Origin of the sequence: Streptomyces sp. NPDC048352, assembly GCF_040651895.1 — a bacterium.
Lineage (GTDB): Bacteria > Actinomycetota > Actinomycetes > Streptomycetales > Streptomycetaceae > Streptomyces.
This window is the reverse complement of sequence record NZ_JBEZKZ010000001.1, coordinates 23,926-37,905: the sequence shown is the minus strand read 5'-3', so window position 1 is coordinate 37,905 and position 13,980 is coordinate 23,926. Positions and strand designations below refer to the sequence as shown.

The following is a 13,980-nucleotide window of genomic DNA, read 5'->3' as shown; positions in this document are numbered from 1 at the left end:
CACCGCCGCCCTTCTGCTCGGAGATCCCCTTGCGCATCCTGATCGGCAACCACATCGACCCCGCGATCCGTGCCCGTACGGACATGCGGGCCTGGACCCAGCGCCTGGCCTGGTTCGCCCGCCCCGGTGACGTCCTGATCCTGTGCACCGAACCCGACCCCGCGTTCCTCGACTACGCCCTCGCGCTCACCGGCACCGGAGCCGGCGAGGTTACCGTGCTGACCACCCCGCCCGGCCGCCACAACGGGATGCTCCTGGACCCCGAAGCGCTCACCGACCCCGCCTTCCTCGACCAGGTCCGCGCCGCGCTGCGCCCGGCCGGCGGCCCGCAGGCCGTCGGCGAGATCTTCGCCCTGTGGCCCTCGGCCTCCGTCGCCCGCTTCGCCACCGCCCTGGGACTCGCCGACCGGATGCCCGGGCTGGCGTACTTCGCGCAGGGCGGCGCCGAGATCGGCAACAACAAGGCCAACTTCCGGGCCATCGCAGCGGCGGCTGGCGTCCCCACCGTCCCCGGGGAGGTCTGCCGCTCCCGCGAGGAAGCCGCCGCCGCCACGCACCGGCTCCTGGCCCAGGCCGAAGCGCTGGTCGTCCAGCAGGCCCACAACGGCGCCGGCGTCGGCAACCAGATTCTCCTGGGCCCCGGCAGCAGCCTGGCCACCGACCACGTCGGCGCCCGCCACCTGCACCGCCTCGCCCCCGGCCCGGCCGGCGTCACCGCCTACTGGCAGGACCGCTGGGACTGGGCGTCCGCCGACGGCCGCCACCCCGTCGTCGTCGCCGCGTTCGCCCCCGGCGCCGAGGCGGTGTACTCCGAGCACTTCACCGACGACTGCGGTACCTGCCCGACCGAACAGGGCCGCCTGCACTACGTCGGCCGCCGCCTCTCCCACCAGACCGTCCCGCTCCAGGGCCTCAATCCGCTCGTGCACGCCCGCCTGGTCGACAACGGCGCCCGCCTCGCCGAGGCCTACCGCGCGCTCGGCTACCGCGGCCACCTGTCCGCCGACGCCATCACCACCCCGGACGGCCAGCTGTACTTCACCGAGGTCAACGCCCAGGTCTCCGGAAGCCTGCACATCTACCAGGTCATCGCCCACCGGATCGTCGGCACCGCAGACCACCCGGCCCGCGCGGTCGTCGAGTACCACGTCCCCCCGACCTGGCACGTCCCCGACGCCAACGCCTTCCACCAGGCCCTGGCCGACCTCGACCTCGCCTGGAACCCCGCCACCCGGACCGGGGTGATCGTCTCCATGCCCATCACCCCCGGCCCGGACGGCGCGCAGTTCGTCTTCTGCCTCGCCTACGACCCCGAGACCGGCCACGAGGACCCCTTCGCCCGGCTCAACGCCCGCTTCGCCACCCGCCCCGCCGCCGCCTTCGACCCCGCCGACCATGTCGGCGCCCCCGTCACCGCCTTCTCCTCCTGAACGGAGCCCGCCCCATGCCCAGCACACCCCTGCCGCCCGCGGCCGCCCGCCTGAACCGCTCCCTGGACGCCGCACGGCTGGCCGGCGACCTCACCCAGGTGACCACCCACACCTGGGACCTCCAGCAGGGCCGCGCCCCGGGCGGACTGCTCGGCGCCGTCACCGACATCGACTGGCGGGTCCTGCCGCTGATCGCACCGAACGGCGATGCCGACCGCACCGACCCCGGCGGCCCCGGCCCCGACACCTACGCCCCCACCGGCTGGCTGGACCGCATGCCCTACCTCGCCGAGGTCCTCGCCGCCATCCCAGCCCCCCTGAACGCCGCCCGCCTCATGGCACTCGGACCGAACGCGGTCGGCGAGCGGCACAGCGACCCCAAGTACAGCCTGGCCCGCGGCTGCGCCCGCCTCCACATCCCCCTGACCACCAACCCCGACGCCGTCCTCTACCTCGACGGCACCGAGCACACCTGGCAGCCGGGAGAGTTCTGGTACGGCGACTTCTCCCGCGAGCACGCCGTCCGCAACCTCGGCACCACCACCCGCGTCCACGCCGTCATCGACACGCTGTTCACCATCGAGCTCGCCGCGCTCTTCCCGGCCGCCTGGCAGGAACAGCTGGCCGACGCCGACGCGCTCATCAACCACCCCACCCCGCTGGACAGGACCATGCCCGCCGGCCTGCCCCGCCCCTTGCACCTCCCGGCCGGATTCACCGACTTCAGCCGCGACGAGCCCCTCGACGGCGACCTGGTGCCCGCGGAGCTCGACCACACCGCCGACCACCTCACGCTCACCACCGCTGAGCGGTCCTTCGCGCTGCTGCCCGCTGGCCCGGGGGAGTGGCGCTTCAGCGCCTGGAGCGAGGCCCGCACCCTCGCCCCCACCCCGGACGGCGGCGCCGTCCTGCACGCCCGCCACGGACGCACCCACACCCACCGCACACTCACCGCCGCCACGGCCTGACCCCACGAGACGAAGGACCCTCACCCATGCGCCTGAGCAGCCACGACGACTTCACCCGCCTGCGCGAGATCATCGTCGGATCCGCTACCAACTACACCGGCCACGACCGCGACGTCTCCTTCGAGCTGTTCCACCACGAGAACCTCACCGGCTTCCGCTCCGACTGGGCCTACCCCCGCCTCGTCACCCCCGCCGAGGCCGGCGCGCGGCCGGAGCAGTGGGCCATCAACCGCCACTACGCCGAGGAACTCGCCGAGGACGTCGAAGACCTCGCCCAGGTCCTGGCCGACCTCGGCATCACCGTCCACCGGCCGATCCCCCTGCCCGCCGACCCGGCGCCGATCGCTGGCCTGGGCTGGAGCGCCCCGCCGGTGCCCGCCCTGAACATCCGCGACAACACCCTGATCCTCGGCGACGAGATCATCGAGACCCCGCCCGCGATCCGCGCCCGCTACCTGGAAACCCGCCTCCTCGCCCAGGTGTTCACCGGCTACTGGCAGGCCGGCGCCCGCTGGACCACGATGCCGCGCCCCACCCTCACCGACGCCAGCTTCGACCTCTCCTACGCCCGCGACGCCACCACCACCCTCGGCGGCCCCACCGAGCCGATCGACGACCCGCAGCCCAGCCCGTACGACGTCGGCTTCGAGATGATGCTCGACGGCGCCCAGGTCCTGCGCCTGGGCCGCGATCTGGTGGTCAACATCGCCCAGGCCAACCACGCCCGCGGCGTCGACTGGCTGGAGCGCCACCTGGCCGGCCGCTACCGCATCCACCGCGTCTACCGCATGGCCGACAACCACATCGACTCCATGCTCCTCGCACTGCGGCCGGGGGTGTTCCTGGCCCGGCACGACGGCATTCGCGACATGCTCCCCGAACCGCTGCAGAGCTGGAAGTTCATCGTCCCGCCCCAGCCGGACGCCGGAGCCTTCCCCGCCTACGGCGACGCCGACCTCGTCCTGACCAGCCCCTACATCGACCTCAACGTCCTGTCCGTCGACCCGGACACCGTCCTGGTCAACGCCGACTGCATCGGACTGATCAAGACCCTCGAAGCCGAGCACTTCACCGTCGTCCCCGTCCGGCACCGACACCGGCGCTTGTTCGGCGGCGGCTTCCACTGCTTCACCCTCGACACCCGACGAGACGGCGCCTGCGAGGACTACCTCACGTGATGCGTCCCGTCCTGCTCCTGGAGGCGGCCGGCCCCGAGTCCGGGCACCTGGCCCGCACCGCGGCCGCCTCCGGCCACCCCGTCCACGCCGTCACCACCACCGAGAACCTCACCGGCTACAGCCCGGCGCTCCACAACCTGCTGGCCGGCACCCTCACCACCGACCTGGTCAACTCCCAGCAGGCCCTCGCCGACACCGTCGCCTACGCCCGCCGCATCAACGCCGCCGCCGTCCTGACCACGAACGAGTACCTCACCCCGCTGGCCGCCCACGCCTGCGCCCTGCTGGACCTGCCCGGCAACGACCCGGCCGGCGCGCACGCAGCCCGCGACAAGGCCGCCATGGCCACCGCCTTCACCGCCGCCGGCGTCACCGCACCTCGTACCCACACCATCGCCACCCCGGCCGCCCTGCGGGCCCGCTTCCTGCGTCCCGGCATGCGGCTCCCCGTGGTCATCAAGCCGGCCGACGCCGCCGGCTCCCAGGGCATCACCGTCCTGGCCCGCCTCCAAGACGTGGACACCGCCTGGCAGCACGCCCACACCGCGCCCGGCATGTACGCGGAGTCACCGGGCCGTACGGTGCTGCTCCAGCAGTACATCCCGGGTCGGGAGTACAGCGTCGAGTCGTTCACGCAGCACGGCCGGACCACTCATCTGGCCATCTCCACCAAGACCACCACCCGCGGCACCCACCGGGTCGAACTCGCCCACACCCTGCCGACCCAGCTCCCGCCCGCGCTGGAACAGGCCATCCACCAGGAAACGGCGAAAGCGGTCCGCGCAGTCGGCATCCGCAACGGCGCCTCCCACACCGAGGTCACCGTCACCCCCACTGGCCGGCCCTACGTCATCGAGACCGCGGCCCGCATCGGAGCCGGCCACATCGGTGACCTCCTCCACCACGCCCTCGGCATCAACCCCTGGACCGCCCTCCTCGACATCGCCCTCGGACACCCCGCCCGCCTCACCCCCACCCGACACCACCGCGCCACCGTCCGCTTCCTCACCAGCCCGACCGCCGGCCGCCTCACCGCCGTCACCGGCCTGCCCCGGCCCGGCCCGGACACCCCCCTCGTTCGGTTCCGCGCCCGCCCCGGCGACCCGGTGGGACCCGCCTACACCAACGCCGGACGGCTCGGCAGCCTCATCGTCGTCAGCCCCGACGCCCGCACCACCCAGGCCCGCGCCGCCCAACTCCTCGACGACATCCGCATCGAAGTCGAACCCCATCCCGCCTGAACACACCGGAGGGGCGCCACCCAGCTCCATGGGTGGCGCCCCTCCGATGTACCCGAGGTCAGATCAGCACGGCGAGCTCCTCGGCCACCGCCCGGTAGGAATCCTTGACGCCGGCCTCGTTCCCGAGCCGGTGACGCTCCAGACGCAGCGCGCCGAGGTGGCGCACCTCGTACACATGCCGCCGCCACACGCTGTTCTCGGTCTCCTCCGAGTGTCTGTAGGAGTCGAAGAACGCGGTGCGGGCATCCTGCTTCGCGCGGGCCATCCGCATCGTCCAGTCCGCCTCCGGATCCCCCCACCAGGTGCGGTCCATATCCAGGACACCGCAGATCGTCGGGACCGGGGCGGGCGCGAGCATGGTGTTCACCGTCCACAGGTCCCCGGTCAGCAACCGCGGCACCGCGACCTCGTCGAGGACCTGCGTACCGGCCTGGGCGGCGTCGGCGGCCTTGCGCAGGTCGGCGGCGTCCAGGCCGCAGCTCTCGACGTCCTCGGCGATCAGGTGCAGGGACGCGACAACGGCCTCGCTCCAACGTGCGTGGCCGGGGCCGGTGACCGGACCGAACCATGGCCCGGCGACGGCATGCACGGCCGCGGTGATCTGTCCCATCTGCCGGAAGAACGCCGTGTGGGTCTCCTTCGGGTAGGAGCCGAGCAGCTCCGGCGCCGGGGTCCCGGGCAGGAAGGACTGGATCATCCAGTCCCGGCCGATCACGGACTGGGTGAAGTCGGCCGCCAGGACGTGCGGCATCAGGTCGGCGATCGGCGCGAGCCACGGCACCGACGCGTACTCCGCGCGCATCAGCTCCCGCTCGGAATGGAACTGGCGGGCCGGTTCGGGTGCCACCCGCAGGACGACCGGCTCCGCGCGGCCGGCCAGGTCGATGCGGTAGGTGGTGTTGTACATGCCGCCGCCCAGCTCCGTCGCCGAACGGACCTCGGCGCCGGGCCCGAAGGCGCGCTCGGCGACCTCCTGGATCTGGCGGCCGGTCAGGCCCTGCTGAAAGGCGTTGGCGGTCCGCTCGATGACGTGGAGTTCCACAGGACTTCCTTCCGGGCTGTGAGGACTTCGAGGGGGGCGGGGGAGTCTGCGGTCAGGCCTTGCGGTTGCGGGGGCGGCCGTTGCGCTCCAACACGACGCCGAGCTGCGAGGGCTGCATCGCGGCGGCGCTACCGATGGCCCGGCGGTTGGCGTGCGGGCTGGTGGCGTCGGCCGCCGCGATGTGACGCTCGCGGGACAGCGTCAGGTGAGTGATGAGCCGACTCAGCAGGCTAATGGAGGCAAGGAGCTCGTCGAAGTCCTCGGCCTTGGGGCCGGTGATGTCCGGGCTGTTGATGAGGCCGTGGTACACGGCATGGGCGACGTCGTCGGGGAGGTCGACGGTCTGGGACCCGCCGGAAGCCGCGGGAAGGCCGAACGTGATCCGCATGGTCATGAATCCTCCGCAAGATGCTTCAGTGTAGGAAAACCTACATGCGTAGGAATTCCTACACAAGCGGGTGTGGTGGTCAACTCCACGACCGTCACCTGGCAGAGGTGTGGTCGGTCCGGCTACCGATCGGGTGCGTTCCGGTCACAGGGGCCCGCGCTCCGGGTACACCGATACGCGCTCCGCCGCGTAGGTGCCGTCCGGCAGCACCGCGTCGGTCAGTTCGAACTGCTCCCGCTTCCCCGTGGGGCCGCTCCAGGTGATCCGGACGCCGGCGGGGCGGCTGCTGGGCCAGTGGACCGGCTGGCCGTCGGCGGCCCGGGCCCCGAGCAGCGTGTAGATGCGGACCACATCGCGCACGCCGGCCTGACCGTGACCCTGGTCCCCGCCCGGGCCCGGCGGATCGACGAAGGCATCGTCCGCCTCGTCCGGGCCGCGGGACACACCTGGCCCCCGGCCGAGCTCGCTGCCTTCGACGCGAACCCCGGCCGGCCAACTGCCACACCCAAGGACGCCGCGCTGGCCGCGGGCACTGCCGCCATCAAGGGGACGATGTCCCTGGAGGACGTCGGTGACCTGCTGCGGGCGATGAACCCCATCGCGGTGGCCAACCCGATCGCGTCCCTCGTTGAGACCACCCGCAAAGACGTTCCCGACTTCGCCGACGCCGTCCTCACCGACGACCACCAGCCGGCCCTCGGCCCCGTGCGGGATGCCCGCGATCATCTGCGCGACCTGGCCGCCACGGCTCCGCTTCGGGAGCTGGCGCGGCCTGGAAGACCGCCGAGGGCGTACGGCAGTGGGCCCTGGACCTGTGCGGCCGGGTCGAGGAGGAACTCGCCGCCGGGCAGCTGGGCGAGGCGGCCGGGGAGTGGATGAACGGCCGGTACGCGATGGCCGGACTGGCCGTGCTCAGCACGCTGAAGGAGCGCGACTGGCCGCCCGCCCAGCACGCCCTTGACACCTTGGTGCTGGTCTACCAGCTCGGGGAGTACCGGCGGCTCGACCGCCTGGTTCCCGGCTGTCAGTGGCACCTTCTCGCCATCGAGGGGCTGATGCCGCCGCCCACCCGGGAGCTTCTCCAGGACCTCATCAGCCGGAACGTGCCCGGTGCCGGGGCGGGGGCTGATGTCAGACCTGCCTCGTAGCGTCGATGGCGAGGGTCCGGACCGGACGGGGCCCCTGAGGAGCGAAGGAGCGGGCCATGGGCGAGATCAGCATCGAGCGGCAGCAGCTTGACCGGCTGCTTGCCGACAGCGCGAGCACGTACGGCGCCCCCTACCAGCGGGCCTTCGCCGAACTCGCCGAAGCGCGTCGCGGCCGGCCCGTCGCCGAAATCCTTCCCCTGCTGCGTCGCGCCGCCGACGAGGCGCTGCTCGGCTTCACGGACGCGGACCTGCAAGAGCAGGCGGAGGCGATCAGCGCGGGGCAGCCGTACGCCCTGCGCGTCAAGGTGACCTGACCCAGACCTCAGCCGCGCCCGCCCCCTCCGGGCGGTTCAGGACGTGCGGCGGCCTTGCCCGGTGTCGGCAAGGGCGTCGGCGAGCTGTTCGTGGGTCATGTGGGAACGCCCTTTGATGCCGGCCTTGGCGGCCCTGTCGTACAAGTCGGCCTTGGTCAGCGACCGAAGCGACTCAGCATCCGAAGTTCCGGCGCGTTTCTTCGCAGCAGGCTTCTTCGCATGTCCGGTGTTCCGGGAGGTGCTGGCCTTCTCACCGGTGTCCTTCGGGCTGCGAGCCCGCTCGACGCTCGCGCGCAAGGCATCCATCAGGTCGATCACGCCGGTGGGCTCGGCGGCTGGCTCCGCCTTCTCCACGCTCTCGCCGGCGGCCTTGGCCTCGATGAGCGCCTTGACCTTCTCCTGGAAGCTGTCGTGGAAGTCCTGCGGATTCCACTCGGTGGTGAGGGCGTCGATGAGCTGGTGCGCCATTTTCACCTCGGCCGCGGTCGGCTCCGTTGTGCCAGGAAGGTCGGGGACCTCCTGGTGCGGGTCGCGGATCTCGTCGGCCCAGTGCAGGGTGTGCAATGTCAGCAGGTCGTCCTCGGCCTTCAGCGCGACGAGGTACTCGTGTCCGCGCATCACGAAGGTCGCGATGCCGGCCTTGTTCGACTCCGCCAGGGCCCGCTGCAGCAGGGCGTAGACCTTGCTGTACTGCTCGCCGCGGGGGCCGAGGTAGTACGTCTTGTCGAAGAAGATCGGGTCCACCGTGTCGAGGTCGACGAACGCGGACACCTCCAGGGCCTTGGACCGGCCGGGCGCGATGTCGTCGAGCTCCTTCGGCTCGACGATCACGTACTCGCCGCCGGTGTCGTAGCCCTTGACGATCTCGCCGATGTCTACCTCATCACCTGTGCGTTCGTTGATCCTTTTATTGCGGATCCGGTCCGCGGTGCCTCGCTGGAGCTGGTGGAAACGGATCGTGTGGCTGTCGGTCGCGGTGTAGAGCGCGACCGGCAGCGACACGAGTCCGAAGCTGACGACCCCCGCCCATACCGGTCTGGCCATCACCTGCACCACCTTTCACCCACCGTGGGGTTCTCGGCGCCTTCCCACCCTGTGCCTGATCACCCCCGCAGGGCCCTACGGCCCCGTCAGGCGCCTCCCGCTTCGCCGCCCTCCCGCGTCCAGGAGCGCACCGGGCGCTCACCGTCGGGCCCCTCTTCGACAAGATCGATCCGTACGTTTGCCTGGCTGCCGTAGCGGCCGATGAACTCCCGGAATCTTCGCTCGGCCAGTTCGCGGCTGCTCCAGGTACCGGTGACAGCAGGAGATGTCTGAGGTCCGAAACGCAGCCTGACGTGAAACGGCACATGCGGATCATGCGGGGTCGGCCCTCCGGCTACAAGGTGATCACCTGCTGGCGGCGCCAGGTGCCTCAGGCGCGGCCTGTCAGCTGCTCCGGCCCGCCGTGCCGGCTTCCGCCTCGCGAACCAGTTGCACTGGCGGCCGGCGCAGAGCTACACAGCGCTACGCCCGGCAGCGAGGGGGCCCAGGGAAGACCGTAGGTCAGTGCGGCAGCGTCATCCGTCGGGGTGGCTCTGCCGCAGGTCCGTGACGGAACGGGGCCCGCCGCCATTGACCGGCCATGAACACTCCAAACGCCTCTCAGCTCCCCGTCGTGGCGGCCATGGCCCTCCTGGCCGCCACCACCATGGCCACGGCTGCCACCGCAGCGCCCTCCCTGCACTACAAGTGCTCCAGCAGCACCAAGTCGATCGACGACGCGGCCTACAGCGGGCCGTGGCCGGACAACTGGGATATGACCCTTCAGGTGTGCGCGGCCCGCTCCGGAGCGACGGTCTACACCTACGCGGATGTCCGCTGGGACGGCCCCGCCTTCTACGCCACGAGCGACGCGACCATCTTCGACGGAGCCAAGATCCGGGTGCAGATCATGCAGTCTCGTCAGGGCACCGACCCGGTGGTGGCCGAGCAGGACTTCCCGCTGAAAGCGCGGCTGGAGAAGGCGACACCCCGCGGGGACCGCGACGGCAGCCACCGGACCCCGGTGATCAGCCACCGGGCCGGCGGCGGCGCGTACGGGAACGCGGTGGTCTTCCTGGACTGGCACAAGGACGGTCACGGCTACCAGGCCCACGACTTCAAGGCGTCCCCCAGCCTCTGACCGCGCGGAACACTCAGGTACCGCGGGGGCAGGTGAGGCGCGACAGCCCGGGCTGACAGTGCACCCTGGACCAGACCGGGCCGCTGCGCCTCGCTGAGCCGCAATCCACGCCGGCCTGACTTGTTCGATCGAAGCGAGCACAACAGGTGCTCCGCCTCATGGCGGCGAGCGGTAACGTCCCTGTGGACGAGGGGGGAGTCCGCCATGGGCATGGGGATCGGCGACCTGATCAGAGGGCGTCGGCTGGAACTCGGGCTGAGTGAGGAAGACCTGGCACGGCGCCTCGCCGATGTCTCCCACCGTGCCAGCGTCAGCCGCACCGAGGTGTGGCGTTGGGAGACCGGCTACGAGAACCGCACCCCAGGCCCCTTCTGGCTGCCCCACCTGGCCGCGGTCCTCCAGCTCGACGAGGACCGGCTGCGCCGGGCCCGGGCGGCGAGCCGCGCCGCACGCCGCTTCGCCATCCCCACTCCGGCCGCCCCGGCCGAGGTGATCTCCTCGCTCCTGCCGCCCGATACCGCGCTGTCCCCGCTCGGCACCACGACGGGCCGCACCGTCGGCGCCGCCGATGCCGAGGCGTTACTGCGCCGCGCCGGCAGCCCAGTGGCGTGGTACGCCGCCGCGCCTACCCCGGGACCTGCGTCTGCGGAAACGGCACTCCGGCCGACGGACCAGGGGGATCACGGTGCCGGAGGAGGGGACCGCCCTCGGCGAGCACGGCGGCGGCCCCAACCTAACGAGGCAATACAGCTAGGGCTGGTGTTGGCGAGGTCCTCTCGGAGAGCTTGAGCGGCGTGGGTGGCAGGGGGTTCGACGAGTGTCGACGATCTGTCAGATTCACTGTGCCAAAGCCTATTTGGTCTCGTAGGATCGCCTCCAGCATTCGGCTTGTGCCGGCTCTCCACCACCCCTCATGGCCCGTACGGGCAGAGGAAGCGCAATGGTCACCCAGCTCAGCTCCCCGATTCTCTTCGTCGAGCGGTCTCGGTAGGTCGCGCACCACGCGGTCGGGGAGACGGACGCGTGTGACAGTCGCTCAGATCGTCTTCGGCGTGCGGTGACTGATGCAGCGACTCCGGAGTTCCTCCACCGGGGTCCGGGCCCTTGCTCTGCCCGGACCGACCGGCCCGGGCCGACTCGCCCACTCCTGGAAGTCTGATCATGACGACCATCAACCTGGCGACCGTCTCCGAGGCGGAGCCTTTCACCCGGGCCAACCCGTTCCCCGGGGCCGACACGTACAGCTGGACCCGGGCCTTCTCCGAGGCCTTGGCCCTAGCCACGGGCCTGCCCCCGGTGGTGACCGACGTCATTGCGTCCTACGTGATCCGCCCGAAGCGCTACCTCACCAAGGCGCGGACCGAGACGATCCACCGCCTGCGCCCCGGAGTGATCGTGAAGGACGAGCAGACGGGTCTGCACGTGCTGTCGGTGACCACGCACGGCTTCGCGGGCACCCCGACCGAATACAACGAGCGTGTGCGGAGCGCCTTCGACAGCCCGGCCCGGCTCGATTCTTCCCCTGCCCGGGTGCTTCCGAGGCTGACCACCGGGTCTGGCCCGAACGGCACGGCGCTGCCGTTCGTGACGACCGCCGAGCCGGTGGAGCCCACCGTCCTCAACAGTCTGCTGGGCCTCATGGACTTGGCCCTCACCGAGGCCGACCGCAAGCGCGGTTACGACCTCGCCGAGGACATGACGGTTTTCGGCCAGACCAACCGCACGATGCACGTCCCGTTTCTGCGGACGATCACCGAGAACCACCAGGGCGTCCCGGTCACCCGGGAGGTCGTCGACCTGGTCGCCATCAAGGGCAGCAACCGTTCCCGGGCCCGGCTCAAGCTCCACGGGCTGACCGCTCGCAACATCGCCTTCGGTGTTCCGACCGGCATGCTCGACCTGCCGGAGCCGAAGGCCGGCCAGCCCATGCTGCCGGAGTACATCGCCGACCCTGTCATCTGGGTCCCGGCCTTCGCTGACACGCTGCGGGACGCGTTCGCCCGCCCCAAGCACCGCCTGCACGGCACTGCCCAGGCCGCCACCGAGGTTGCCGCCGTCCAGATGCAGATCATCGTTGGGACGGACAACCCCGCCGAGTTCCACAACACGGTCTTCGACCCGAACCGTGCCGACCACCGACGCCCGCAGCTCGACTACCCGCTCGCGGAGAAGTCGACCTCCGACATGCGGGCGGTCCTGCGCGAGGCGAAGGCCTCGGGCCGCATCACCGAGCCCGTCAGGGCCTGGCTCGCTGGCGAGGACAGCGAGCCGGATGCCCAGTACGGCTCGGTCACCGACGCCCGTGACCGCCGCGACCGGGCGCTGCTCGGCATGGCCTTTCCCAAAGAACTGGAGCACGATCGCGAGGTGGCCCGGGTCCTCGGCGAGCCCGAGCGGTACTACGACAGCCGTGAGGAGAACGTAACCCTCCGGCTGCGCATGCTCTCCGCCGCGATCGCCGAGGGTTACCGGACCCGGTGGAACCCGCGGCTGCTGGACGGCACGCTTTACTCCAGCTTCATCGCCAAGCGCGGCACCCTCGCGGACCGGCCGGACTGGCGGACCGTGCTGGACCAGGCTGAGGCCGACGAGACGCAGCTGTCCGACTTCCTCGTGACGCGGGGCCTGCACTGGCTCGCCGAACACGGCATGGTCGAGGCCGACCGTGGGTCGGCCGACGGCCAGCGGGGGCCGGGCCGGCGTAGCGGTGTCAGCGCCCGCAACGCCCTGCTGCTGAAGCCTGTACAGACCATCGCCCTGATGCGTGAGATCGCCCGTGCCAACGACGCCGGCACCCCGCCTCGGCAGGTCGATGAGGCCGGAGCTCCGGTCGACGGCACCGTAGCCGACCGCATCTGGTTCAGCATGACCTTCCCGAAGACCGGGCGCGCCAAGAAGAAGGTGGACGACCGCCCCGGAGCGTCGGACAGCGCCCCGCCCCAGCAGCCGGAAAAGAGCCCGGAGCAAGTCCTCCTCGATGCCCAGCTGCGCCTGGTGACGAGCCTGTCCAGTGAGTTGCCGCAGGCCTTCCTCGCCGCGCTGGCCGTGGTTCGCGAGGCCATCGCCGCCGGCGCGGCGGCTGGAAAGCCGGCGCTGGCCGATTCGCCCTCCTACAGCGTGGAGGTGATGGAGCAGGCCCTGACCCGGCTCAAGCGAGACCTGGGTTCGATGCAGGCCTGCTTGGCCGACATGAAGGGTGAGACCGAAGTCACCATCGACTCGGCCACCGAGCAGTTCGCCAACGCTGAGGGCGAGCGGTGAGCCGCTCCGTGCTGCCGGCTGGGCCGGTGCTGACCGCACCACTCCTGGCCGGCCTGGCGCTCGTGGGCGGCCGCTACCTGCACGCGACCTATCTGCGGCCGCTGCCCTGGGCGGGCCGCGAGCACTTCCACGACCTGGGTGTCCTCACCGGGATCTACCTGGTCAGCGATATCGCCGGACAGCTGCGCTGGCTCGGTCAGGCAAGCCGTCTCGACGGTCTAACCGGGCGTCTCAACGGACACGACCGCGATCCGGCCAAAAAAGCCGTCTTCGCCTGTGTACGCGTCCTGCACCTGGACGATCTGACGCCCACCGAGGCCCTGGATGCCATCGAGGGGCGGTGCGCGGACCTGCTCGGCATCCGGCAGACCATGAAGCCGCGCCGCTGGCCCCCGGCGACGAACTGGCTCTCCTTGGTCGCCTAGCGTGACGGTGGTCGACACCCACGAAGGTGCCGGCCACCACCCAGTGGTGACCCCAATGCGCCGTCAGCCTTCGAGTATGTGGTCAACGGCGAGGGCGGCGAACTCCTCGCCGGCGCTCAGGGCCTCGGTGTACTCCTCGCCCGCCAGGCGGACCGCGATGGTGATCAGGCGTCCGTCGGGGCTCGGGCTCGACCGCGTGGAAGCGCCTTCGGCGTCGCCGACCGTGCGAAGAGCTCCCGGTCGGACTCCGGTTCCCACGCTGCCCTCGTTCGCTGCGGCGCCGAAAACACGGCTGTAGCCAGGGCTCAACGGTACAGACCGGGCGGGACCGGCTCGTCCTGATCTCTCACGCTGATAACAGTGCGTGGCGGCCCCGAAGTGACGGCCCCGGGCTCTGTTTGGTTGGGCGCTTGGTGATTTT

At 71.2% G+C, this 13,980-nt stretch carries 15 protein-coding genes; 10 read left to right on the top strand and 5 right to left on the bottom strand.

Features of this window, described 5'->3' with window-relative positions:
* Positions 1-29 precede the first annotated feature (29 nt).
* From AB0D45_RS00170 to AB0D45_RS00155, 4 genes are read left to right on the top strand one after another with little or no spacing between them, the layout of a single operon-like run.
* The gene (locus AB0D45_RS00170; protein WP_362454433.1) at positions 30-1,430 is read left to right on the top strand and encodes a hypothetical protein; all 1,401 of its coding nucleotides are present in this window, start codon (positions 30-32) and stop codon (positions 1,428-1,430) included.
* Positions 1,431-1,444: 14 nt separating this feature from the next.
* Entirely contained in the window at positions 1,445-2,398 is a 954-nt protein-coding gene (locus AB0D45_RS00165) for an aspartyl/asparaginyl beta-hydroxylase domain-containing protein (RefSeq protein WP_362454431.1), read from the top strand.
* 26 nt (positions 2,399-2,424) lie between these two features.
* Positions 2,425-3,576, top strand: a complete 1,152-nt coding sequence (locus AB0D45_RS00160; protein WP_362454429.1) for a glycine amidinotransferase — start codon at positions 2,425-2,427, stop codon at positions 3,574-3,576.
* Positions 3,576-4,817, top strand: a complete 1,242-nt coding sequence (locus AB0D45_RS00155; RefSeq protein WP_362454735.1) for an ATP-grasp domain-containing protein — start codon at positions 3,576-3,578, stop codon at positions 4,815-4,817. The genes AB0D45_RS00160 and AB0D45_RS00155 overlap by 1 nt, the downstream gene beginning before the upstream one ends.
* Before the next feature lie 58 nt (positions 4,818-4,875).
* Here AB0D45_RS00155 and AB0D45_RS00150 read toward each other — a convergent pair whose 3' ends face one another.
* The 3 genes from AB0D45_RS00150 to AB0D45_RS00140 form a co-directional block, all read right to left on the bottom strand.
* Positions 4,876-5,859: an aminoglycoside phosphotransferase family protein gene (locus AB0D45_RS00150; protein ID WP_362454427.1), complete on the bottom strand. Its 984-nt coding sequence runs from the start codon at positions 5,857-5,859 to the stop codon at positions 4,876-4,878.
* 52 nt (positions 5,860-5,911) lie between these two features.
* Positions 5,912-6,247, bottom strand: coding sequence for a hypothetical protein (locus AB0D45_RS00145; RefSeq protein WP_362454425.1), 336 nt, complete (start codon positions 6,245-6,247; stop codon positions 5,912-5,914).
* 144 nt (positions 6,248-6,391) lie between these two features.
* Positions 6,392-6,607 carry a hypothetical protein gene (locus AB0D45_RS00140; RefSeq protein ID WP_362454423.1) on the bottom strand — a complete coding sequence of 72 codons (216 nt, stop codon included), beginning with the start codon at positions 6,605-6,607 and terminating at the stop codon, positions 6,392-6,394.
* A gap of 12 nt (positions 6,608-6,619) precedes the next feature.
* Here AB0D45_RS00140 and AB0D45_RS00135 point away from each other — a divergent pair, with 12 nt between their 5' ends.
* The 3 genes from AB0D45_RS00135 to AB0D45_RS00125 are packed head-to-tail and all read left to right on the top strand — an operon-like array spanning position 6,620 to position 7,709.
* The gene (locus AB0D45_RS00135; protein ID WP_362454421.1) at positions 6,620-7,126 is read left to right on the top strand and encodes a hypothetical protein; all 507 of its coding nucleotides are present in this window, start codon (positions 6,620-6,622) and stop codon (positions 7,124-7,126) included.
* Positions 7,123-7,395: a hypothetical protein gene (locus tag AB0D45_RS00130; RefSeq protein ID WP_362454419.1), complete on the top strand. Its 273-nt coding sequence runs from the start codon at positions 7,123-7,125 to the stop codon at positions 7,393-7,395. Before AB0D45_RS00135 ends, AB0D45_RS00130 begins: the two co-directional genes overlap by 4 nt.
* 56 nt (positions 7,396-7,451) lie before the next feature.
* Positions 7,452-7,709 (top strand): hypothetical protein, encoded by a 258-nt coding sequence (locus tag AB0D45_RS00125; RefSeq protein ID WP_362454417.1) that lies wholly within the window; start codon positions 7,452-7,454, stop codon positions 7,707-7,709.
* 36 nt (positions 7,710-7,745) lie between these two features.
* Here the strand turns inward: AB0D45_RS00125 and AB0D45_RS00120 are convergent, their stop codons facing one another.
* On the bottom strand, positions 7,746-8,765 hold the full coding sequence (locus AB0D45_RS00120; RefSeq protein WP_362454415.1) for a Ku protein: 1,020 nt from the start codon (positions 8,763-8,765) through the stop codon (positions 7,746-7,748).
* Between the two features lie 568 nt (positions 8,766-9,333).
* Here AB0D45_RS00120 and AB0D45_RS00115 point away from each other — a divergent pair.
* From AB0D45_RS00115 to AB0D45_RS00105, 3 genes are all read left to right on the top strand, one after another.
* Positions 9,334-9,873, top strand: coding sequence for a hypothetical protein (locus AB0D45_RS00115; protein WP_362454413.1), 540 nt, complete (start codon positions 9,334-9,336; stop codon positions 9,871-9,873).
* Between the two features lie 1,161 nt (positions 9,874-11,034).
* Entirely contained in the window at positions 11,035-13,134 is a 2,100-nt protein-coding gene (locus AB0D45_RS00110; RefSeq protein WP_362454411.1) for a hypothetical protein, read from the top strand.
* Positions 13,135-13,160: 26 nt separating this feature from the next.
* A complete protein-coding gene (locus AB0D45_RS00105) occupies positions 13,161-13,559 on the top strand; it encodes a hypothetical protein (RefSeq protein WP_362454409.1) in 399 nt (132 codons plus the stop codon).
* 63 nt (positions 13,560-13,622) lie between these two features.
* Here AB0D45_RS00105 and AB0D45_RS00100 read toward each other — a convergent pair whose 3' ends face one another.
* Complete coding sequence (locus AB0D45_RS00100) at positions 13,623-13,817, bottom strand: hypothetical protein (protein ID WP_359997948.1); 195 nt, start codon at positions 13,815-13,817, stop codon at positions 13,623-13,625.
* Positions 13,818-13,980 lie beyond the last annotated feature (163 nt).